The 22,867-nt window shown below is 63.5% G+C and carries 21 protein-coding genes; 18 read left to right on the top strand and 3 right to left on the bottom strand.

All coding sequences use genetic code 11. The features are described 5' to 3' along the window. Positions 1-144: 144 nt before the first annotated feature. The gene (locus NKK51_RS30915) at positions 145-1,764 is read right to left on the bottom strand and encodes a calcium-binding protein (protein ID WP_352556042.1); all 1,620 of its coding nucleotides are present in this window, start codon (positions 1,762-1,764) and stop codon (positions 145-147) included. Between the two features lie 562 nt (positions 1,765-2,326). On the opposite strand from NKK51_RS30915, the gene NKK51_RS30910 reads away from it, so the two are divergent. From NKK51_RS30910 to NKK51_RS30900, 3 genes are all read left to right on the top strand, one after another. Beyond that, entirely contained in the window at positions 2,327-4,078 is a 1,752-nt protein-coding gene (locus NKK51_RS30910) for a type I secretion system permease/ATPase (RefSeq protein ID WP_164892821.1), read from the top strand. Further along, positions 4,071-5,447: an HlyD family type I secretion periplasmic adaptor subunit gene (locus tag NKK51_RS30905; protein ID WP_352556040.1), complete on the top strand. Its 1,377-nt coding sequence runs from the start codon at positions 4,071-4,073 to the stop codon at positions 5,445-5,447. The genes NKK51_RS30910 and NKK51_RS30905 overlap by 8 nt, the downstream gene beginning before the upstream one ends. A gap of 166 nt (positions 5,448-5,613) precedes the next feature. Next, a complete protein-coding gene (locus tag NKK51_RS30900) occupies positions 5,614-5,808 on the top strand; it encodes a hypothetical protein (protein WP_352556039.1) in 195 nt (64 codons plus the stop codon). A 37-nt stretch (positions 5,809-5,845) separates the two neighbouring features. Here NKK51_RS30900 and NKK51_RS30895 read toward each other — a convergent pair whose 3' ends face one another. Further along, entirely contained in the window at positions 5,846-6,871 is a 1,026-nt protein-coding gene (locus NKK51_RS30895) for an NAD-dependent epimerase (protein ID WP_352556037.1), read from the bottom strand. Positions 6,872-7,375: 504 nt separating this feature from the next. Then, the gene (locus NKK51_RS30890; RefSeq protein ID WP_352556035.1) at positions 7,376-8,326 is read right to left on the bottom strand and encodes a LysR family transcriptional regulator; all 951 of its coding nucleotides are present in this window, start codon (positions 8,324-8,326) and stop codon (positions 7,376-7,378) included. 93 nt (positions 8,327-8,419) lie between these two features. Between NKK51_RS30890 and NKK51_RS30885 the strand changes: the two genes are divergently transcribed. From NKK51_RS30885 to NKK51_RS30815, 15 genes are all read left to right on the top strand, one after another. Continuing rightward, positions 8,420-9,325, top strand: coding sequence for a dioxygenase family protein (locus NKK51_RS30885; protein ID WP_128302522.1), 906 nt, complete (start codon positions 8,420-8,422; stop codon positions 9,323-9,325). A 3-nt stretch (positions 9,326-9,328) separates the two neighbouring features. Then, complete coding sequence (locus NKK51_RS30880) at positions 9,329-10,288, top strand: VOC family protein (protein WP_352556033.1); 960 nt, start codon at positions 9,329-9,331, stop codon at positions 10,286-10,288. Then, a complete protein-coding gene (locus NKK51_RS30875) occupies positions 10,285-10,944 on the top strand; it encodes an alpha/beta hydrolase (protein ID WP_023808934.1) in 660 nt (219 codons plus the stop codon). The genes NKK51_RS30880 and NKK51_RS30875 overlap by 4 nt, the downstream gene beginning before the upstream one ends. Next, a complete protein-coding gene (locus NKK51_RS30870; RefSeq protein ID WP_502902528.1) occupies positions 10,941-12,005 on the top strand; it encodes a maleylacetate reductase in 1,065 nt (354 codons plus the stop codon). Before NKK51_RS30875 ends, NKK51_RS30870 begins: the two co-directional genes overlap by 4 nt. Positions 12,006-12,032: 27 nt before the next feature. Continuing rightward, a complete protein-coding gene (locus NKK51_RS30865) occupies positions 12,033-13,307 on the top strand; it encodes an ABC transporter substrate-binding protein (RefSeq protein ID WP_352556031.1) in 1,275 nt (424 codons plus the stop codon). 59 nt (positions 13,308-13,366) lie between these two features. Next, the gene (locus NKK51_RS30860) at positions 13,367-14,083 is read left to right on the top strand and encodes an ABC transporter ATP-binding protein (RefSeq protein WP_352556029.1); all 717 of its coding nucleotides are present in this window, start codon (positions 13,367-13,369) and stop codon (positions 14,081-14,083) included. Next, positions 14,083-14,784 (top strand): ABC transporter ATP-binding protein, encoded by a 702-nt coding sequence (locus NKK51_RS30855; RefSeq protein ID WP_352556027.1) that lies wholly within the window; start codon positions 14,083-14,085, stop codon positions 14,782-14,784. The genes NKK51_RS30860 and NKK51_RS30855 overlap by 1 nt, the downstream gene beginning before the upstream one ends. Positions 14,785-14,851: 67 nt before the next feature. Then, on the top strand, positions 14,852-15,715 hold the full coding sequence (locus NKK51_RS30850) for a branched-chain amino acid ABC transporter permease (protein ID WP_352556025.1): 864 nt from the start codon (positions 14,852-14,854) through the stop codon (positions 15,713-15,715). Positions 15,716-15,723: 8 nt separating this feature from the next. Beyond that, a complete protein-coding gene (locus tag NKK51_RS30845) occupies positions 15,724-16,773 on the top strand; it encodes a branched-chain amino acid ABC transporter permease (RefSeq protein ID WP_352556023.1) in 1,050 nt (349 codons plus the stop codon). Beyond that, positions 16,773-18,527 carry an FAD-dependent oxidoreductase gene (locus tag NKK51_RS30840; protein ID WP_352556021.1) on the top strand — a complete coding sequence of 585 codons (1,755 nt, stop codon included), beginning with the start codon at positions 16,773-16,775 and terminating at the stop codon, positions 18,525-18,527. Before NKK51_RS30845 ends, NKK51_RS30840 begins: the two co-directional genes overlap by 1 nt. 10 nt (positions 18,528-18,537) lie before the next feature. Beyond that, positions 18,538-19,428, top strand: a complete 891-nt coding sequence (locus NKK51_RS30835) for an intradiol ring-cleavage dioxygenase (protein ID WP_352556019.1) — start codon at positions 18,538-18,540, stop codon at positions 19,426-19,428. Further along, positions 19,428-20,246 (top strand): SDR family NAD(P)-dependent oxidoreductase, encoded by an 819-nt coding sequence (locus NKK51_RS30830; protein WP_352556017.1) that lies wholly within the window; start codon positions 19,428-19,430, stop codon positions 20,244-20,246. Before NKK51_RS30835 ends, NKK51_RS30830 begins: the two co-directional genes overlap by 1 nt. 63 nt (positions 20,247-20,309) lie before the next feature. Continuing rightward, positions 20,310-21,617: an ABC transporter substrate-binding protein gene (locus NKK51_RS30825; RefSeq protein ID WP_352556015.1), complete on the top strand. Its 1,308-nt coding sequence runs from the start codon at positions 20,310-20,312 to the stop codon at positions 21,615-21,617. A gap of 25 nt (positions 21,618-21,642) precedes the next feature. Beyond that, positions 21,643-22,371 (top strand): ABC transporter ATP-binding protein, encoded by a 729-nt coding sequence (locus NKK51_RS30820; protein ID WP_352556044.1) that lies wholly within the window; start codon positions 21,643-21,645, stop codon positions 22,369-22,371. Continuing rightward, a partial coding sequence (locus tag NKK51_RS30815; protein ID WP_352556013.1) for an ABC transporter ATP-binding protein occupies positions 22,368-22,867 on the top strand: 500 nt, incomplete at its 3' end. The genes NKK51_RS30820 and NKK51_RS30815, both read left to right, overlap by 4 nt.

Raw genomic sequence — 22,867 nt, 5'->3', positions numbered from 1 at the left:
CCCCCCGGCGGGGGCGCGCGGGGGGGCGCGTGGTTTCCCCCTCCCCCCCCCGCTTCTCTGTTTCCTCCACACACTTCCACTCTGCTGGGCGCCCCCCCCCCCGCCCCCCCCCGACTTCTTAAAGCGTTTCTTCGCTGGGCTGGTTCAGGTGACCAGAAAAGACGATGCGGTAATCGACAGATGCGGAGAGAGGCTCGCGAAATGGATCTGGTTTGCGCCTCCGACGCCGTCGCTGTCGAAAGAAAGAGCTCCCGTCGAACTGTTGTAGATAATGTGATCGGAACTGTCATGCGCGGCTTTGCCGGCAAAGAAAGCGTCCGACGAGAGGCCCCCCTGATCGAGACCGGCAAAGATGGAATGATCGAGGTGGATTTTGTCCTGGGCTTTGTTGAAATCAGTGATCTTGTCGACGTTTCCAGCACCAAGGGCGGTACTGAACACGAAGGCATCTCTGCCCCCACGCCCGCTCAACGTATCGGCTCCGCCGCCGCCGTCGATCTTGTTGCTACCGGCATTGCCTTGAATGGTCTGTCCGAATTCGTTGCCGGTCAGATTGATGGCGGCCTTGCTGGATGCCTTGGTGGTTGCGAGTTGCTCGATATGCGAGCCAGCCGAAAGAGCGAAGCTCACCGAGGCAAGAACCTTATCGGCGCCGCTTCCTCTCTGCTCCACCACCTTGTCGTGGGCATTGTCGACGTAATAGGTGTCATTGCCGCCATAGCCGGTCATCTTGTCGGCGCCACCGCCACCATTGATCTTGTTGGCGCCGCCATTCCCATAGATGGCTTGACCGAATTCGTTGCCGGTCAGGTTGATGGACGCCCTGCCACCCGAACTGGCGGTGGAGAACTGCTCGATATGTGAGCCCGCCGTAAGAGCGTAACTCACCGAGGCCACGACCTTGTCGACCCCGCCGCTTGGCGCTTCCATCACCTTGTCATGGGCATTGTTGACGAGATATTTGTCATTGCCCGTGGTCGCGTGAAAAACGTCTGCGCCGCGCGTGCCATGGAATATATGATCGCTGTCCGACGGGGCCGGCGCGGCGGGAGCAGGGGCGCCGGCGTCGCTTGGCGGCGTGGTCGGGGTATCGATCGGATCGCTTGCTGGAGGGGCGGCAGAGCCACCGGTGCTTTGGAGGTTGTGCTGCTGGAAGAAGGCCTGCAGTGCCGGCGAATTCTCCAGAGCTGTGTCTCCGTTCTGCGAGCCCCAGGCATAGGCATAATCGAAGGCAGGCGACGGAACCAGTGCTGCCCAATGATCTATCATCGTTTGCATCTGTTCCGTCGTTGGCATCTGATGCTTCCCGCCCGTGTCGGTCGTCCAGTTGCCACCGCCAAAAGTCTGGTAGACCGGAATGATCTTGTCGATCGGGATGCCGGACTTCACTGCCGCGCCCACGGCCCTGTCGATCATGTTGTAGTCGACCGTGCTCACGTCATCGCGCACCGGGTACGGGTCCAACCCGTAATAGTCGATGCCTGTATTGGCCGGATTATAGGTGTTGGAAAAATCCGGATTTGTAGGAGACCCCATATTCATCATGGTGACGAAGGTCTTGGCGCCCGGAAAATGGGAATGGATCCAATCCGATTCCGCTTTCAGGTTTTCGGCAGTTGCATATGTGCCCCACCTGCCGGTGGGATCTGGCTCGTCCATCAGGAAAAATCCGAACACCTTCGGGTTGTTCAGAAATGGTGTAACTTTTTCAATGAAGGAGGAGGTGACGCCGTCATGCGCGCCGAGATAGACGAGGCCTTTCATGCCGTCCGGCAAAGCATTGACCTGCGAGAGATATTGAACATCGACCAGGTTGAACCCGGCGGTTGCGACTTCGGTGGCTGATCCACCGGACGCATAATGGAGTGTCATCCAATGATCCTTTGGTTGATTCGATTTATGCCCCGCGTCTGCTTAGGTGATTGCTACATTAGGATGAAATCAAATACGAAACACAGCGAGATAGAATGTTTGATTGATCTAAGTTGTTGCTCAGTAGCAGGTATTTTGCTCAGCCGACTGTGGCACCTTTGAAAGTGTTTGGGAGCAAGGACATACGCCTCTTTTGCCGGCTCCGTTCTGACCAGTTCCTTTAGCGAAAATCGTCATTTTTCGTGAAGTTATCCCCAGACAGGGAGACGTCGGCGGCCGCGTTTCGCCGGTTCATGCCACGAATCCGCTGCATTTTCCTCAAAGTCGACGTATGTAAGCAGAGCGTAATAAGGGGGGCGACGGATAGCGGCTGCTATGCGCATCAAGAAAGGTTTGAGCCATCACAACTTACGGAAGTAACGGCGCGGCAGTGTCGCGCGAACGACCGCTGGTCATGAAAACATCGGGGGCTGGTTCTCCCGAGCTACGTTCCGCCATTCTCGCCTGCATGCCTGGGCTGCTTGGCGTGGCGCTGTTCTCGGCAGTGATAAACATTCTCGCTCTGACCGGTTCGGTCTATATGTTGCAGATTTACGATCGCGTTCTGCCGTCGCAGAGCGTTCCCACCCTGGTGGGGTTCACGATCGGAATGCTGGGTCTGTATGCGGTCCATGGGCTTCTGGATTTCGTGCGGCTTCGCGTGTTGGTCCGCATCGGTAGCCGTCTCTATAGGAATTTGCAGCAAAAGGTGTTCTCCATCTCCCTGTCCCTGCCGCTCAAGGCAGGGCGTGATGCGGACCGTCTGCAGCCTTTGCACGATCTTGACCGACTGCGCGGCTTTCTCTCCGGAACGGGACCGACGGTCATCTTCGACGCCCCGTGGATCCCCTTTTATCTGCTGATCATTTATTTGCTCCATCCTTCGCTCGGCCTGCTGGCGACGGTCGGCGCGATCGCTGTGGTCCTCTTAACAGCGATCGCGGAAGTGTTTAGCCGAGGCCCCGCCGCGCGTGCCTCGGAGGAGCTGCTGTCGCAGCGGGCGCTTGCCGATTCCGGCCGGCGCAACGCCGAAGTCGTTCACGCAATGGGGCTGTCTGGTCGACTGGCTCGACGCTGGAGTGACGTCAGCCGAGCCTATCTCGCCCAGCAGGAACGTCTCTCTGACGTCGTTGGTGGCGCCAGTTCGCTGTCGAAGGCCCTGCGGATGGCGTTGCAGTCCTGTGTTCTCGGTCTCGGCGCTTACCTGGTGATCGGCGGCGAGGCTTCACCTGGGGTGATCATCGCATCTTCCATTTTGCTTGGCCGCGCCTTGGCCCCGGTGGATGCTGCGATCGCAAACTGGAGAGGCTTTCTGTCGGCCCGGCGCAGCTATTCCGAGCTGGCAGCGGTCATGGCGGCATTCGGCCGCCAGGACGAGCCAATGGAGTTGCCTCGGCCGCAGGCGCGGTTTGCGGTCGAGCAATTGACCATTGCGCCGCCCGGCTTGCCAAAGCCAACCGTGGTGAATGTGAGCTTCCATCTGTCGAGAGGCGCTGGGATGGCCGTAATCGGCCCAAGCGGTTCCGGCAAGACAACTTTGGTGCGTTCGTTGGTCGGGGTGTGGAAGCCGCTCCATGGCTCGGTGAGATTGGACGGTGCCTCTCTCGATCAATGGAACTCGGAACAGCTCGGCGCCCATATCGGCTACATGCCGCAGGATGTGGAGTTGTTTGACGGCACGGTAGCAGACAACATTTCGAGGTTCCGAGGCAAGACGGATCCAAAAGGCGTCCTTGCGGCGGCAAGAGCAGCCGGCGTCGAGAAAATGATAATGCAACTCCCTCAGGGATTTCAGACCCGCATCGGCGAGGGCGGAGCGGCCCTGTCGGCAGGGCAGAGGCAACTCGTGGGTCTCGCCCGAGCACTTTATGGCGAGCCGTTTCTTGTCGTGCTCGACGAACCGAACTCGAACCTCGACGTAGATGGGGACGCTGCCCTGGCCGGCGCCATACGGGCAGTGCGTCAGCGCGGAGGCATCGTCATTGTCGTTGCGCATCGTCCTTCGGCTCTCGCCAACATCGATCAGGTATTGGTTATGTCGAATGGGACGGTTCATGCCTTTGGCTCGCGCGAGCAGGTCTTGGCGAACGTGCTCCGACCTTCACCGCCTGTTTCACCTCGGCCATCTTCTTTGGCGCCGATACCGGGTGTTGCCGGACATGCATGAAGGTCTGCTCGAAACATTCGTCACCTTCTCATCGTATGCTCGGACCCTTCGTGGCAGCAAACGGCCTGCCGTGAGCGCGCCAGATCTGCCGGACGGTATACGGGCCAACCTGATATTCGGCTTGGCGATTACCGGTCTGCTGGTCCTTGGCGGCGGCCTATGGCTGGGATTGACCGAGATCGCCGGCGCTGTGGTTGCACCAGCCACCGTGGTGGTGGAAAGCAACGTCAAGAAGGTCCAGCATCAAACCGGAGGCACAGTGGGCGGGATCTTCGCGCAGGACGGAGATCATGTGAGAGCCGGCGACGTGCTGGTCAGACTGGATGACACGCTGACTCGCGCGAACCTGCAAATCATCAGTGAGGATCTCGATCGCGCGACCGTCCGCCTCGCTCGGCTGGAGGCTGAGCGAACGGGCCTGGCTGAAATGCAGCTGCCGGTCGGCCTGAAGGCGCGAATGAACCAACCGGAGCTGGCTGCGCTCGTCAATGGCGAGCGCGCCCTCTTTGAAACGCGCGCTTCGGCTTTGGCTGGACAGAAGGCACAGTTGAGAAGCCAATCCCAGCAACTCGAACGTCAGATCGACGGCCTCAAAGCGCAACAGAGCGCGGTGGATGAATCGGTTGCTCTGCTGAATAAGGATTTCGCCGACGTTGATTCCCTCTATGCCAAAAAACTCGTCTCCAAGGAGAGGGTGAGCAACATCAGGCTGGATGCCACCCGGGCCAGGGGAGAATCGGGGCGCCTCGCTGCAGCAGTAGCTGAAGCGCAGGCGCGCATCAGCGAAACGGGGTTGCAGATGCTGCAGCTGGATGACCAAAGGCGCACTGACGTGACGACCGAACTCCGCGAGACGGAAGCCAAGCAGACCGAACTCAACGAACGGAGGATTGTGGCCCAGGATGAATTGACCAAGACAACGATCCGCGCGCCGCAGTCCGGAACAATACAGGAATCGGCTGTCCATACCGTCGGCGGCGTTATCGCGCCTGGCGAGATGCTCATGACCATCGTGCCTGATGCCGACGATCTTGTGGTGGACGCGCTGATCCCTCCGTCGCGGGTCGACGACGTCCGGCCAGGGCAGCCGGTATCGATCCGTTTTCCGGCGTTCGACGTGGGAACCACTCCGGTCTGCCAAGGGTCAGTGAAACACATCTCGGCAGATCTGATTAAAGATCCGCAACGTCAGCTTTCCTATTTCTCGGCGCGGATCAAGGTCGAAAGCAAATCGAACTGCCTGACCGAAGCGAAGGTGCTGAGGCCAGGTATGCCCGCCGAGGTTCATATCCGCACCGATGAACGCAATGTCTGGTCTTATCTGTTGAAACCATTTGCGGATCAGATGTCCAAGGCGTTTACGCAGTGATGGCGAGGAGGGGAGGCGAGTAGGATCGGGATTTCTGGCGGCCCGACGGCTTTTTGGGGGCGGGCGGCCGTCGAGCCTAACCGGCGGCGCGGGGATGAAGCGCCTCCGGCTGGAGGAAACATGCGCGTTATGTGCCGCTACCGCATCATTCGAATAGCGACGCAGTTTGTCCGCTGTCGGTAGTTTTTTGCCCAATGAAATAAACGAACGCGAATGGCGGATGGCGGGCGAGCGGAACCGCAACATCACCCATCAAAGATCAATGTTGCTGTGGTGCGAATTGCGGGGGGCGGCCAATCCCGTGGGCGTCGTGCTGGCAGGAGCTGGCGCAGCCATCGAGCATCACTGGACGGTGGCCTGAGGCGAGTTTGCCAGCCGTGATCTTGCAAAGACTTTGTCTATCCCCGCCCGAAATACGCCTGGTACCACTCGACGAACCGCCCCACCCCTTCGGTCACTGTCGTCGTCGGGCGGTAGCCGACCGCCTGCTCCAGCGCCGAGGTGTCGGCGAAGGTATCGGGCACGTCGCCGGGCTGCAGCGGCAAAAGTTCGACGATGGCTTTGCGGCCCAGTGCGTTTTCCAGCGCCTCGACATAGGCGGTCAGCTTCACCGGGTTGTTGTTGCCGATGTTGAAGATGCGCCAGGGGGCGCTGCTCGTGGCCGGATCGGGACGGCTGGAGTCCCAGGCGGCATTGCCCGTGGGCGGGCTGTCGCTGGCGCGGATCACGCCTTCGGCGATGTCATCGACATAGGTGAAGTCGCGCGTGTGGTTGCCGTTGTTGAACAGCTTGACCGGCTCACCGGCCAGGATGTTCCTGGTGAACAGGAACAGCGCCATGTCCGGGCGACCCCAGGGACCATAGACGGTGAAGAAGCGAAGCCCGGTCGTCGGCAATCGGAACAGATGGCTGTAGCTGTGCGCCATCAGCTCGTTGGCGCGCTTGGTCGCGGCGTAGAACTGCAGCGGATGGTCGGCCGGACGATGCTCGGAAAACGGCATGTCGGTGTTGGCGCCGTAGACACTGGAGGTGCTGGCATAGGTCAGGTGCGCGACGGCGCTGTTGCGGCAGGCCTCCAGCATGTTGGTGTAGGCGACGATGTTGCTTTCGACATAGGCATGCGGGTTTTCCAGGCTGTAGCGAACCCCGGCCTGGGCGGCGAGATGGATCACCCGGTCGAATGCATGGTCGGCAAAGCAGGCGTCGACCACGCTCTTGTCGGCGAGATTGCCGCGGATGAAATGATAGCCGGCATTGGTCTTGCGGCTCGCCTCGTCCAGAAGCCGCAGCCTCGCCTCCTTGATCTGCGGATCGTAGTAGTCGTTGACGTTGTCGATGCCGACGACCTCGTCACCGCGCTCCAGCAGCCGCTTGGCTACGTGATACCCTATGAAGCCGGCCGCGCCGGTGACCAGAACCCTCATCAGAAGCGCCCATCCGTAACATGCCTGGGGAACAGACCCTTGATGTCGTAGATGACGCCCAGGGTCTTGGAGGACATTAGCTGATCTGGTCGCGCGGAGTTGCCCTCGCCGTGAGGTGAAGGCAAACCGGTGATAGGAGGCTCAACCAAGATCGATATTCGCACTTACAAACCTTCGGCCTCTTCGTCGTCGAGCATCTGTCACCTCAGCGCACCCTTGCCAGCGCGTGTGGGACGCCGGCTTTGTACCCAACCGAATACAGGCACGGGAGTTCCATTCCTGCACGGAATGGGGTGGGAGAGCCGCACTTCATTGCTGGCGATGCTGAATAGGCGCCATGAACCAGCTTCGCTGATACTGGCGCTCACCGGTGTGCCCTTCAGCTCCTCAAACCGGGATCCCGTTCGGGAAAAACGAGACTGGCCAATGGACGCCCGATCGTCTCGCTGCTCCAAACGTCCGCTCCTGGCTCTTGGAGCTGTAAGGGGCGCCATGTCGGCTGGATTACCGCCCCCAGACGACGGCATTCTCGTGCCGTTTGATGATGTGCTTCAGATTCTCGAAGGCGGTCGTGACGTGGCCCGCGAAGCGCTCTGCCGCGGGCGAGCGCGGTCCGCTGACCCGGCGCAGGATACCAAGCGAGCGGCTGGGCTGCGGAATTTCATAGGACAGCACCGTCACCCGGTTTTCCTTGCGCTGCGCGAAGACCACGGAGAATGGCAGCACCGCCAGCGCATCGGTTTCGGCAAGGAAGTTGATCACGCTCATCAGCGAGCCTCCCGAATAGCGGACGTTGAGGTCCGACATGCCGATGCTCATCAGGATCATCTGCAGGTCCGACATCAGCGGAGAGCCGGGTAGGGGGGCTACCCAGGGAAAGCTGGTCAGGTCATGCGCCCTGAGGCGGCGATTTCGCAGCAGGGGATGGTCGGGCCGGCAAGCCACGACGTTGCGTCCGGGCAGGATTTCGGTGAATTCGAAGCCGGGTCCCAGGTCGAGCACGCCGATCGGCACGATCCCGAGATCGATCTGGTTGCTCTCCAGCGCCGCGACCATCTCGGGCAGGTTCATATAGCTTTGCTGAACGGTGACCTCGGGTTCGAGCTTCTGGAATTCTCCGATCATCCGGCTGATCATCGCATCCATGAAGAAGGGCACGCCGCCGACACGGACGACGCCCTTCGTGCCTTTCATGAAGCCCTGGACCGCATCCGACGCCTTGCGCGACGCGGTGATGATCGTGCGGCCCTGCGCCGCCAACTGGAAGCCGAGCGGTGTCGCCTGCAGCGGCCGGCGACCCTTGAGGAAAAGCGGCTCGCCCACCCGCGCCTCCAGCATGGCCAGTGATCGACTGACCGCCGGCTGGGTCAGGCCCAGCATAGCGGCTCCTTCCGACACGCCGCCGGCATCCAGCACCGCGGCGAGCTGCATGAGGTGGCGCTCGTTCAGCTTCATAGCAAAACGCTATACAAGGGACGCCACATCTCATCAAGCATCGCGTCGGGCCGTGCTATCCCGCTTGGCAAGGGGAAGGGAGGCCCCGGCGGAATGCACGGCCAGCACGACCCGAAGCGAGATGAATTCCCCAAGGCGATCTCGACGCAGGCCGAGGAATTCTCACGGCGCCTGACGGCAATGGGCCAGTCCCGCCTGGCGGCGGCGGCGCAGGCAGCCGTCGACGGTTTGCACGCGCTGATCGTCGAGCTGCGACCCTCGGGCGAGGAATTCCGGCAGGCGATCGATTTTCTGACCGAGGTTGGCCACTACGCCGATGCGCGGCGCCAGGAATGGGTGCTGTTCGCCGACGTCCTGGGCGTGTCGTCGCTGATCGAGGATCAGAACAGCCCGCGCCCTGTTGGGGCGACCCCAAACACCCTGGCCGGCCCCTTCTACCGGGCCGACGTGCCGGAGATGCCGCTCGGCGCGAATATCTCGCGCGATCACAAGGGCGAGCCTCTGGAGGTTGCGGGCCGGATCGTCGCGCTCGACGGCGATGCGATCGGCGATGCGATGGTCGAGATCTGGCAGGCCAATGCCGAGGGTCTCTACGAGAACCAGGAACCCGACAGGCAGCCGGAATTCAATCTGCGTGGACGGTTCCGCACCGATCCGCAGGGATGCTTCGTCTTCGTGACGGTGAAGCCGAAGGGCTACACGCTGCCGTCGGATGGACCGGTCGGTCAATTGATGTCAGCGCTTGGCCTTGGCCTCGAGCGGCCGGCCCATATCCATTTTCGCGTCTCGGCGGAGGGCTTCGAGACGCTGACGACCCACATCTTCGACCGGTCGGACCCTGCGATCGGCCGGGATGCGATTTTCGGGGTCAAACCCGAACTCATGGCCGAGTTCCGCGCGCTGCCGCCCAACGGAGGAAAACGGAAGCACGCGCTCGACCTCAACCTCGTGCTCTGTCCACAGCGGCGGGGCGAAACCGAAACCTCTGGGAGGAGATGACCGATGGCACGTGTCAGCGGCTACCACCATTTGACGCTCTCGACCGACAGCGCTCAGGAAGATTTTGATTTCTATACCAAGGCACTGGGCCTGCATTCGGTGAAGCGCACCGTCTTGTTCGACGGCGTCATCCCTGTCTATCACCTCTATTACGGCTCGCCCAACGGCGATGCCTCGACGATCATCACCACCTTCCCGTTCCGCAAGCCAGGCGTCTATGGCCGCCGCGGGTCCAACCAGTCGCGCACCATCATGCAGTCGATTCCCAAGGGGGCCGCGGATTTCTGGGTCGACCGGTTGAACGCGCGCGGCATCGAGGCCATCAAGATCACTCGTTTTGGCGCCGACCGTGCGGCTTTCGCACATCCCTGCGGCATTCCGCACGAGCTGGTGGAAAGCGACAGGGATACGCGCGCGCCGATCACCAGCGAGGCGCAGGGCATCGGCAAGGCGCACGGCATCAAGGGAATATACGGCGCCGTGGTGGCGGTGATGGACCGCACTGCGATGGACGACTTCCTGACCATCGCGTTGCCGCTGGAGAAAGAGGCTGACGACCATGAGGGACTGGTGTTCCGCGTGCCCGACGCGACCGGCGTCGCTCAGCGCGTGGAGGTCATTGTCGACCGCGACAGCCCGCAGGGCACCTGGACGCTGGCGGGCGGTACGATCCACCACCTCGCCCTCAACACCGGCGACGAAGAGAACCAGTTGAAACTGCGCGCCCATATCGAGGGCCTCGGCTTCACCGATATTTCGGAGCAGAAGGACCGCAACTACTTCAAGTCCTGCTATGTCCGCTCCCCCGGAGGCGCGCTGTTCGAAATTGCCTGGACTACGCCCGAAGGCTGGGCCAAGGACGAGCCCCCGGGCCAGATCGGCAAGACGCTGGTCTTCCCGCCGTGGTTCAAAGATCGTGAGAGCGAATTGCAGGTCGGCCTGGAAGAGGCGGATTTCACGTGAGTTCAGGCAGCGGTCCGCTCCGGCTTGGGCCAAGAGGCCCGGAAGCGAAGGCGATCTGCGTCTTCGTCCACGGCCGTGGCCAATCGCCCGAAGAGATGCAGTCCCATGTGCTGTCGCGGCTTTCCGCAACCGCCGTGGCCTTTATCCTGCCGCGTGCACCACACGGCATGTGGTGGGAGGCGCGTGCCGTCGACCCGTTGACGCCGGTCGCCCGGGCGCAGCTTTCCGACGCGCTCGACCACCTTGCGGCCGCAATGGTCGCGGCGCGGGCCGAACTGCCCGGACTGCCGCTTCTTCTCGCGGGCTTCTCGCAAGGGGCGTGTCTGTCGATCGAATACCTCTGCGCGGGGCTGCCGCCGCCGGATGCTTTGGCGGCCTTCACGGGCTGCCGTGTCGGCGTTCCGGCGGACGAAAGATCCGAGGCCGCGCCGGCCGGAATGCCGATCTATCTTTCCGGCGGCGATGCCGATCCCTGGATACCAGTCTCGGCGTTTGCCGATGCCGCGCAGTCGCTGGGCCGCATTGGCGCGAGCCTGCGGGCCGATCTCTTCCCGGGACGGGGCCATGAGGTCTCGGACGCCGAGATCGTCATGCTGGGCACGATCCTCGACGACCTCGCCGCCGGGCGTGGCCCGCGCATGGAGGCGGCGCGATGATGGACAGCTTCACCTTTCCGGGCCTGACGACACGGGTGGTCTTCGGTGCCGGCACCATGGCTCGCGTCGAAGAGGAAGTCCGGCGGCTCGGCCATGACAAGGTGATGGTGCTTTCGACACCGCATCAGATGGGCGATGCGGAAAGACTGGCCGTAAGCCTTGGTGGCCTCGCCGCCGGGATCTTTGCCGGCGCGGTCATGCATACCCCTGTCGAGGTCACGGAAAAGGCCGTCGGTGCCTTCCGCAGCAGCGGCGCTTCGGCGGTCGTCAGCCTCGGCGGCGGCTCGACCACCGGGCTCGGCAAGGCGATTGCCGTGCGCACGGGCGCCGACCAGGTGGTCATTCCCACCACCTATGCCGGCTCGGAAATGACCGACATCCTCGGCGAGACGGCGGCCGGCGAGAAGACTACCCGCCGTTCGCCGGACATTCGCCCCGAGACGGTGATCTACGACGTCGATCTGACACTGAGCCTGCCGGTAAGTCTCACCGTCACCTCGGCGATGAACGCGATCGCTCATGCGATGGAGGCCTTGTATGCCCCCGATCGCAACCCGGTGATCGTGCTCATGTGCAGGGATGCCATGATTGCCTTTAAGGACGGCATTCCAAGGCTGATCCGCGACCCGCAGGATCGCGCGGCGCGGACGCAGGCGCTCTATGCGGCCTGGTGCTGCTCGACCGCGCTCGGCTATGTCTCGATGGCGCTGCATCACAAGCTGGCGCATGTCTTCGGCGGCTCGTTCGATACGCCGCATGCCGAGACCCACGCCATCCTGCTGCCGTACACGACCGCCTTCAACGAAACGGCGGTGCCTGATCTGTTGCGTCCGATCACTGGGGCATTCGGTGGTGGCTCGGCGGGCGGCGGGCTCTGGGATTTCGCACAGTCGGTCGGCTCCCCGCTGAGCCTGAAGGCGATCGGCATCGAGGAGGCCGATCTCGACCGCGCGGCGGCGATCGCGGTCAAGAATGCCTATGCGAATCCGAGGCCAATCGATCCAGGATCGATAAGGGAACTCCTTCAGGCGGCGTGGGAGGGACGCCGTCCGGGGGCTTGAGAATAAAACAAGAGGGAGGAACTACACATGATCACAAGACGTAGCCTACTGAAAGCCTCGGCGGCGACAGGCCTGGCGCTGGCCGGTTCGCGCCTGGCGACGCCGGCCATCGCGCAAGGCGCCAAGATCCGCCTGGGCTATGTTTCGCCGCAGACCGGGCCGCTTGCCGGCTTCGCGGAGAGCGATGCCTACAACATCAAGGCCTTCCTCGCTTCCGAGGCAGGCAAGAACTTCGAGGTCATCGTCAAGGACAGCCAGTCGAACCCCAATCGCGCGGCCGAGGTGGCGAAGAGCCTGATCGTCGATGACGAGATCAACCTGATGCTCGTCGGCTCGACGCCCGAGAACACCAACCCAGTGGCCACCACCTGCGAGGCGGAGGGCGTGCCGGTCATCTCGACGATGGCGCCGTGGCAGCCCTGGTTCATCGGCCAGCAGGGCAGTCCGGCCGATCCGGCCTCGTGGAAGCCTTTCAACTTCGCCTATCATTATTTCTGGGGTCTCGAAGACATCATCGCCGTCTACACCGGCATGTGGAAGCAGCTTTCCACCAACGGCAAGGTGGGCGGGCTGTTCCCCAACGATGCCGACGGCAATGCCTGGGGCGACCCGAAGAATGGGTTGAAGCCCGGCCTCGACGCCGCCGGCTTCAGCCTTGCCGATCCTGGCCGCTATCAGAACCTTTCGGACGATTTCACCGCGCAGGTCAACGCCTTCAAAGCCGCCAATGCCGAGATCGTTACCGGGGTGGTCATTCCGCCCGACTTCACCACCTTCTGGAACCAGGCCCGCCAGCAGGGCTTCAAGCCCAAGGCGGTGACGGTGGCCAAGGCGATCCTTTTCCCGCAATCGGTCGAGACGCTCGGCGACGCCGGCCACAACCTCTCGTCCGAGGTCTGGTGGTCGGCCTCGCATCCGTTCAAATCGTCGCTGACGGGCGAGAGTTCGGCCGAACTCGCTGCGGATTTCACCGCCAAGACCGGCCGTCCCTGGACCCAGCCGATCGGTTTTGTCCATTCGCTGTTCGAGGTGGCGGCCAATGTCATGGGCCGCGTGTCGGATCCAACCAATGCCGAGGCGATCGCGGCGGCGATAGCGGCCACCGACATGACGACGGTAGTGGGCAAGGTGGCCTGGAGCGGTGCGGGATTGCCACCTTTCGCCGCGAAGAACGTCTGCAAGACGCCGCTCGTTGGCGGGCAGTGGCGCAAGAAGGCCGGTGGCGGCTTCGATCTGGTGATCGTCGAAAACGCCGGCGCCTCCCAGATACCCACCGCCGGCAAGATGGAAGCCGTGGCCTGACGCTGCCGAGGGCGGCTGATACCGCCGCCCTCGTTCGGCGCGACCCAAGGATGACAGTGATGATACTCAGGCTGGAAAACGTTTCGAAGTCCTTCGGCGCCTTGAAGGTTGCGGATTCCGTGACCGTCAGCGTGCCGCGCGGCGAAGCGCTGGGCATTATCGGCCCGAACGGCGCCGGAAAATCGACGCTCTTCAACCTGATCACCGGCAATCTGTTTGCAAATGAGGGTCGCATCGAATTGCTCGGCCGCGACGTGACCCGTGCTCCGGCGATGGAGCGGGCGCGCATGGGCGTTGGCCGCAGCTTCCAGATTCCGCAGCCTTTCGAGGGGCTGACCGTGTTCGAAAATCTCTTGACCGCTGCCGCCTTCGGCCGCGGCGGACGCGAGGCCGAGATGGTCGACGATTGCGCTGGTATCCTCGAGGAGACGGAGCTTCTCAGGAAGGCCAATTTCGTGGCCGGCTCGCTGAGCCTTCTCGACCGCAAGCGCCTCGAACTCGCCCGCGCCCTGGCGACAGGCCCTGAGCTTCTGCTTCTGGACGAGATCGCCGGCGGTCTGACGGAGGGCGAATGCAAGGCCCTGGTCGCGACGATCAAGGCGATCCATGCCAGGGGCACGACAATCATCTGGATCGAGCATGTGCTGCACGCCCTGAATTCGGTGGTAGAGCGGCTTCTCGTGCTGGATTTCGGGCGTGTGATCGGGATCGGTGCGCCTGATGAGATCATGGCCTCGAAGGCGGTTCGCGAAATCTATCTGGGGCTCGAGGTCTGATGCTGGAAACGCGCGGCCTCACCGCGAATTACGGCCAGTTCCGGGCGCTGTTCGGTGTGGATATCACTGTCGCGGTGGGCGAATGCGTGGCGATCATCGGCGCCAACGGCGCCGGAAAATCCACGCTGATGCGCTCGATCACGGGCGTGATCGGCAATGAGCCCGGCATGGTGCTGCACCGGGGCGAGCCGATCGGCGCGCTGTCTTCGGCCGAGATCATGAAGCGCGGCATCGCCATGGTGCCGGAAGGACGCCGGCTGTTCCCCTCGCTGACCGTCGAGGAAAATCTGCTGGTCGGCGGGCAGGCGCGCAAGGTGCCGGGGCCGTGGAGCCTCGACGCCGTCTATGACCTTTTTCCGATCCTGCGCGAGCGGCGCAAGAGCCCCGGCACAGCGCTCTCGGGCGGCCAGCAGCAGATGGTGGCGATCGGCCGGGCGCTGATGTCGAACCCCGAATTACTGCTCTGCGACGAGATCATCCTCGGCCTGGCGCCGGTCGTCATCCGCGATATCTACGCAGCCCTTCCCAAGATCCGCGAAGGAGGCGCCGCGATCGTGCTGGTGGAGCAGGATATCGGCAAGGCGCTGGCGGTGGCCGATCGCGTCTACTGCATGATGGAGGGCCGCGTCACGCTGGCCGCCAGGGCGGCCGAGGTCACGCGCGAAGACATCCATTCCGCCTATTTCGGAGTGGCGGCATGACGCGGCAACCGAGGCTCCGTCATTTGCTCGCGCAGTGCTCTTGTGGCGTGATCGAGGTGGCGCGGCGATGATCTGGCTGGACACCCTCGTGCAGGGGATTCTGCTGGGCGGGCTCTATGCCTTGTTCGCAGCGGGGTTGAGCCTCGTCTTCGGCATCATGCGGCTGGTGAACCTCGCCCATGGAGACCTCATCATTCTTGCCGCCTATCTGGTGTTGATGGGCGTCACGCTGCTCGGCCTGTCGCCATGGATCGCTGCCCTGATCGCCATGCCGGTGATGTTCGCGCTCGGCTGGCTGCTACAGACAGTCATACTGAACCGCGTGCTGGGCAAGGACATCCTGCCGCCGCTTCTCGTCACGTTCGGCCTGTCGGTTGCCCTGCAGAACGGGCTGCTCGAGCTCTTTTCCGCCGACAGCCGCCGCATCCCGGTGGGCGCGTTGGAGGGGGCATCGCTCGATCTCGGGCTGGTCACGGTGGGGATCATGCCATTGATGACCTTTGCGTCGGCGATCGTGATGATCATTGCCCTGAACGGGCTCTTCTACCACACCGCCCTCGGCCGTGCCTTCCGCGCCACCTCGGACGACGCCGTGACGGCGGGGCTGATGGGGATAGAGCCGAAGCGGATTTTCGCGATCGCCACCGGGATCGCCATGGTCGTGGTGACGCTGGCGGCGCTCTATCTCGGCATGCGGGCGAATTTCGATCCCTCGATCGGGCCGGCGCGGCTGATCTATGCCTTCGAGGCGGTGATCATCGGAGGCCTCGGCAGCCTATGGGGAACGCTTGCCGGCGGAATCATCATCGGCGTGGCGCAGACGTTCGGTGCGGCGCTCAATCCGGAATGGCAGATCCTGGCAGGCCACATCGCCTTCCTGGCCGTGATGCTGCTCAAGCCGCGCGGGCTTTTTCCGCGCGCAGTGGATTGAGGGGCGGCATGTATCGACTGACAACCCGCACCCGCGCCGGAACCGTGACCGCGATCACGGTGCCGATCGTCATCGTCGCCGCGCTCGCGCTGCCCGCCGTGGCCTCGCGTGGCGCCATACAGGATCTTTTCTTCATCCTCACCATGCTGACGCTGGCGCAGATATGGAACCTGCTGGCGGGTTATGGCGGCCTTGTCTCGGTGGGCCAGCAGGCCTTCGTCGGCATCGGCGCCTATGCGATGTTCGCTGGCGTGATCCTGCTCGACTGGAATCCGATCCTGGCGATCCCGCTGGGCGGCCTTGCGGCGCTGGTGCTGGCGGTTCCGACGGCGTTCTTCGCATTCCGTTTGCAGGGCGCCTATTTCGCCATCGGCACCTGGGTGATCGCGGAAGTGACGCGCCTGCTGGTCGCACAGTGGAAGGCGCTCGGCGGCGGCACCGGCACCTCGCTGCCGCGCGAGGCGACGAGCAGCATCCTGGGCACCGATGCGATCCGGACGCTGTTCGGCGTCCGCGAGGCCGCGGCACGCGACATCCTGGCCTACTGGCTGGCTTTGGCGTTGGTCGTGGCTGTGACGGGCGGCATCTATTGGCTGCTGCGCAGTCGCCTCGGGCTGGCGCTGGCGGCCGTGCGCGACAATGTCGACGCGGCACAATCGGTGGGCGTCGATACCGGCCGGCTCAGATGGGCGGTCTTTCTGATCGCCGCGGCCGCTACCGGGCTGACCGGCGCGCTGATTTTCCTGCAGACGGCCCGTATTTCGCCCAGTGCGGCCTTTGCCGTCACCGACTGGACCGCCAACGTCATCTTCATTGTCGTCATCGGCGGCATCGGCACCATCGAGGGGCCGATCCTCGGCGTGCTGGTCTTCTTTGCGCTGCGTTCGGCGCTGGCCGACTACGGCAGCTGGTACTTGATGACGCTCGGCCTCATCGCCGTCGTCGTGATGCTTTTTGCACCAAAGGGGCTGTGGGGCCTGATCGCGTCCCGCAATGGCCTGCACCTGTTTCCGGTTCGCCGCAGGCTGACCGGTCCGAAGATCGAGGGAGGAATTTGATGGCGGATATCGAAACCGACGTGCTGATCATCGGCGCGGGCCCAGCCGGCTCGGCCACGGCGGCACTTCTGTCCAGCTACGGCGTGGCCAACATGATCGTCAATCGCTATCGCTGGTTGTCGAACACGCCGCGTGCCCACATCACCAACCAGCGCACCATGGAAGTGCTGCGCGACCTCGGTCCGGATGTCGAGGCGGAGGCCATGATGCACGCCTCGCCGCAGGAGCTGATGGGCGAGAACGTGTTCTGCGAAAGCCTGGCCGGCGAGGAGATCGGCCGCATGAAGAGCTGGGGCATCCACCCGCTCTCGAAGGCCGAACATCTCCTGTCGTCTCCCTGCTTCATGAACGATCTGCCGCAGACCTTCATGGAGCCGATCCTGTTCAAGTCGGCCTGCGCCCGCGGGACGCAGGCACGCATGAGCACGGAATATGTCAGCCATGTCCAGGATGCGGACGGCGTGACGACGACCTGCCACGATCGGCTGTCGGGCAAGGATTTCACCGTGCGGTCGAAGTTCCTCGTCGGTGCCGACGGCGGCAACTCGCTGGTGGCCGAGCATCTGGGCCTGCCGCTCGAAGGCAAGATGGGCGTCGGCGGCTCGATGAACATCCTGTTCAGGGCCGATCTCTCGAAGTATGTCGCCCACCGGCCAAGCGTCCTCTACTGGGTCATGCAGCCCGGCGCCGACGTCGGCGGCATCGGCATGGGCCTCGTTCGCATGGTGCGGCCCTGGACCGAGTGGCTGATCGTCTGGGGCTACGACATCAACCAGCCGCCGCCGGACGTGACGCCGGAACTGGCCACCAGCGTCGCGCGTCAACTGGTCGGAGATCCCGCGCTCGAGATCGAGCTCCTGGGCGCGAACACCTGGACCGTGAACAACTGCTTCGCCACGCACATGCAGAAGGGGCGGGTGTTTATCATGGGCGATGCCGCGCACCGGCATCCGCCCTCGAACGGGCTCGGCTCGAACACATCGATCCAGGACGGGTTCAACCTCGCCTGGAAGCTTGCCAAGGTCATCAAGGGGCAGGCGGGGGTCGGGCTTCTGGACAGCTTCTCGGCCGAGCGCGCACCGATCGCGCGCCAGATCGTGACACGGGCGAACCAGTCCATCGCCGAATTCGGACCGATCTTCGAGGCGCTCGGCATGGACGGCGGCGTGGATCACGACAAGATCCAGAGGAACATGGAGGCTCGCGCCGATGCGACGCCCGTCGCCGAAGCGCAGCGCGAGGCGCTCCGCAAGGCCATCGCCTTCAAGAAGTACGAGTTCGACGCCCATGGCGTCGAGATGAACCAGCGCTATGCCTCGGGCGCGGTGGTGACCGACGGCCAGCGCGAGCCGGCCTTCGAGAAGGATCGCGAGCTGCACTATGCGCCGACAACCTGGCCGGGCGCGCGCTTGCCGCATGTCTGGGTCTTCGAGCGCTCGGGCAGGAAGGTCTCGACGCTCGATCTTTGCGGGCATGGCGAGTTCACGCTGTTGACCGGCATTGGCGGAGAGGCGTGGGTCGCCGCGGCGGAGACGGTGGGCGCGGAGCTCGGTCTGCCGATCCGCAGCCATGTGATCGGCCCGCGCCGCGCGATCGAGGATCATACCGGCGACTGGGCCGGCGCACGGGAGATCCGCGACACCGGCTGCCTGATCGTCCGTCCCGACCACCACGTCGCCTGGCGCTCCGAAACGCTGGCGGCCGAGCCGGCGGCCGAACTGCGCCGGATCTTCAAATCCGTTCTGGCGCGCTGAGGAGGATCGCATGATCGACGAACACGAATCCGGCTATTTCACCGAAGCGAACTCGGCCGAGGTCGTGGTGGCGCGGAACAGGAACGCCAAGGACGAGCGGCTCAAAGAGGTGATGGAGGTCATCACCCGCAAGCTGCACGAGGCGGTGAAAGAGATCGAGCCGACACAGGAGGAATGGTTCGGCGCGATCATGTTCCTGACGCGGACAGGCCAGATCTGCAACGAGTGGCGGCAGGAATACATCCTGTTGTCGGATGTTCTCGGTATCTCGATGCTGGTCGATGCGATCAACAACCGCAAGCCGTCGGGCGCCTCGGAATCGACGGTGCTGGGACCCTTCCACGTCGCCGACGCCCCCGAGCTGCCGATGGGCTCCAACATCTGCCTCGACCAGAAGGGCGAGCCCATGTTCGTGCATGGCCGCATCCTCGATACCGAGGGCAACCCGATCGCAGGCGCCAAGATCGACGTCTGGCAGGCCAATGACGAGGGCTTCTACGACGTGCAGCAGAAGGGCATCCAGCCCGACTTCAACCTGCGCGGCGTGTTCCGCACCGGCGCCGACGGACGTTACTGGTTCCGCGGCGTGAAGCCCAAATACTACCCGATCCCGGATGACGGCCCGGTCGGCAAGCTGCTGGGCGCGCTGGGGCGTCACCCCAATCGCCCGGCGCATCTCCACTACATCGTCGAGGCCGAGGGCTTCGACCCGCTGACCACGCACATCTTCGATCCGGACGACCCGTACATCGATTCAGATGCCGTCTTCGGCGTGAAGAAGAGCCTGCTCGCCGAATTCCGCAAGGTCGAGGACGCCGAAGCTGCCGCCAGGGTCGAGGTTGCGTCCCCGTTCTACGACGTGGAGTTCGATTTCGTGCTGTCGCGCAAGGGAGGAAACTGATGGCTGCACTTGAGAAGATGTTCGATGTCAGGGGCAAGTCGGTGATCGTCACCGGCGGCGCCAGCGGCATCGGACAGGCCTATGCCGAGATCATGGCCGAGCATGGGGCAAAAGTCTGCATCTTCGACCTGAACCCAACGGGGCTGGAGAAGACCGTGACGGCGATCAAGGCGGCGGGTGGCGATGTCTGGGGCCAGGCCGTCGACGTCGGCGACCGTGTGGCCATGGCCGCAGCCTTCGACAAGGTGGCCGGGAAGGCGGGCTCGATCGACGTGGTGTTCGCCAATGCCGGGATTGATGCCGGACCGGGCTTCAACACCCCGACGGGCGAAAGGAACCCCGAGGGCGCCATCGAGAACCTGCCCGACGAGCACTGGGACAAGGTGATCGAGATCAACCTGACCTCGGTCTACACCACGATCAAACACGCCGTCCGGCACATGAAGCCGAATGGCGGCGGCCAGATCATCGTCACGTCGTCCATTGCATCGCTGATCAACGAGAGCATCGTGGGCACGCCCTACATGCCCGCCAAGGCCGCGGTGAACCATCTCGTTCGCCACATGGCGATGGAGCTTGGCGCTTACAACATCCGCATCAATGCCATCCTGCCCGGACCGTTCATCACCAACATCGCCGGCGGTCGGCTGCGCAATCCGGCGGACCGCGAGGCCTTCGAGGCCCAGTCGCTGCTCGGTCGGATCGGCGACCCGGAAGAGATCAAGGGCCTGGCGCTTTATCTGGCGTCGCCTGCCGCTTCCTACGTGACGGGCTCGCTGATCGTCATCGATGGCGGCTCGCTGCTGCGGATGACCTGAACACGCTTTGAACTGAGACCGGTCCCGTGGGCCGGAGAAACTTAACCCAGGGAGGAACCGACGATGAGCTACTACAACAGACTGGTGAAATCGGGCTTGCGGCCCAGCCGTCGAAGCGTGCTGAAGGGGATTGGAGCCGGCGTTGCCGCCAGCACGCTTGGCATGCCGGCCTATGTGCGCGCCGCGACCGCCGGGAAGATCAAGCTGGGTTACCTCAGCCCGACGACCGGACCGCTCGCCCTTTTTGGTGAAACGGATGGCTACACCTTGCAGAAGATCCGCGCCCTGCTCGGCGGCCAGCTGCAATGCGCCGACGGCAATACTTACGAAATCGAGATCCTCGACCGCGACAGCCAGTCCAATCCGAACAAGGCATCGGAAATCTCCGGCAATCTGATCCTGAACGACGAGGTTCATCTGCTCGTGCCGGCCTCGACCACCGACACGATCCTGCCCGCGGCCGAGCAGGCCGAACTTTATGAAACGCCCTGCATTTCCTCGGGCGCTCCCTGGCAAGCGGTGATCATGCCGCGCGGCGGCGGCAAGCAGACCTTCGACTGGACCTATCATTTCTTCTGGGGCCTCGACGAGGCGTTGAACACCTTCGTCGGGCTCTGGAACCATCTGGAGACCAACAAGAAGGTCGGGATGCTGTTCCCGCAGAACATCGACGGCGAGACCTGGGGCAACGACGAATATGGCTTGCCAGCGCCGACCCGCAAGGCCGGCTACGAGGTCGTGGTGCCCGGCTATTTCCAGCCCCGCACCAATGATTTTTCCGCACAGATCGCCGAGTTCAAGAAGCAGGGCTGCGAGATCATCGGCGGCATCACCTATCCCGACGATCTGAAGACCTTCGTCACCCAGTGCAACCAGCAGGGCTTCAAGCCGAAGGCGGTCACGGTGGCGGCGGCGCTCCTGTTCCCGGGCGGTGTCGAGGCGATGGGGCCGCTTGGCAACGGCATGTCCTCGGAGGTCTGGTGGACCCCGGCCTTCCCGTTCAAGTCGTCGCTGAGCGGCCAGATCAGCAGCGACATCGCCAGCCAATGGGAAGCCGATACGAAGCGCCAGTGGACGCAGCCGCTTGGCTATTCGCACGCGCTGCTGGAGGTCGCGCTCGACATCCTGAAGCGCTCTTCCAATCCGCTCGACCGTGCGGCCAATCGTGACGCTCTGGTCGCTACCGATCTGCAGACGCTGGTCGGTCATATCAAGTTCGACGGCTCGCCCCACAAGAACATCTGCAAGACGCCGATCTTCGGCGGCCAATGGGTGAAGGGTGAGAAATGGCCTTATGACCTGAAGATCGTCGACAACACGGTCAATCAGCTCTTCGCGCCGCAGCAGGCTATCCAGCCGATCGCCTGGTGACATGAGCGGGAACGCGGGCAGAGTTATGGGTAGGGAAATCCTGCTGAAAGCGCACGGCGTGTCGAAGTCCTTCGGCGCTGTCCGCGTCCTGCATGACGTGAGTTTCGACGTGCATAGGGGCGAGGTCCTGGGCATCCTAGGCCCGAATGGGGCGGGCAAAACGACGCTGTTCAACATGATCAGCGGCGATTTGAAGACGTCCGGCGGCGAGATCCAGCTCGGCGACACGGCGCTCCGCGGCGAGCCGCCCTTCCGGCGCTGCCAGATGGGGATCGGGCGGACCTATCAGATCCCGCGTCCCTATTCCGGCATGACCACCTTCGAAAACCTGCTGGTCGCCCCCCCGTTAGGCCGCGGCCGGTCCGAGAAGAAAAGCTATGCTTTCTGCGCCCAGGTCCTGCGCGACTGCGAGCTCTCCGACAAAGCCAATGTCTCGGCCGGCGCTCTGACGCTGCTCGACCGCAAACGGCTGGAGCTGGCGCGCGCGCTGGCGTCGGATCCGAAGCTGCTGCTGCTGGACGAGATCGCGGGTGGGCTGACCGACGATGAATCGAAGGCGCTGGTGGCGCTGGTGCGCCGCATCCGCGACCGCGGCATCACCATCGTGTGGATCGAGCATGTGCTGCACGCACTGCTGGCGGTGGCCGACCGGCTGCTGGTGCTGAACTTCGGCGAGAAGATCGCCGAAGGCGTGCCCGCCGAAGTGATCGCGCTGCCCGAGGTCCAGCGCGTCTACATGGGGATCGAGGTATGACGGCTGTTCTTTCCACCCACGGGCTCTTGGCCCGCTATGGCGACTTCCAGGCGCTCTACGGCGTCGACATCGAGCTGCACCAGGGTGAGGCCGTGGCTCTGATCGGCGCCAACGGGGCTGGAAAATCCACCCTCCTGCGTTCGATCATGGGCCTGCTCCCGGTTGGGCGCGAGATGGTGCTGCTGCACGGCGAGCCGGTCGGCGGCACCGCCACCGACCGCATGGTACAGAAGGGCGTCGCTATCGTGCCGGAGGGCCGCCGCCTCTTCACCGGCATGTCGGTCGAGGACAATCTTCGCGTCGCCATCGACCAGGCCGCGCGCATGGGCGCCAAGGGCGGATGGACGCTGCCGCGGTTGCATCAGCTGTTCCCGATCCTCAAGGAGAAGGCCCGCACGCAGGTGCAGAGCCTCTCGGGCGGGCAGCAGCAGATGGTGGCCATCGGCCGCGCGCTGCTCTGCCAACCGCGCGTGCTGCTCTGCGACGAGATCAGCCT

This window comes from Mesorhizobium sp. M0011, assembly GCF_040324155.1.
In the GTDB taxonomy this organism is placed as follows: domain Bacteria; phylum Pseudomonadota; class Alphaproteobacteria; order Rhizobiales; family Rhizobiaceae; genus Mesorhizobium.
Note: the sequence above shows the minus strand (reverse complement) of the source record. Positions and strands in the feature narration are given on the sequence as shown.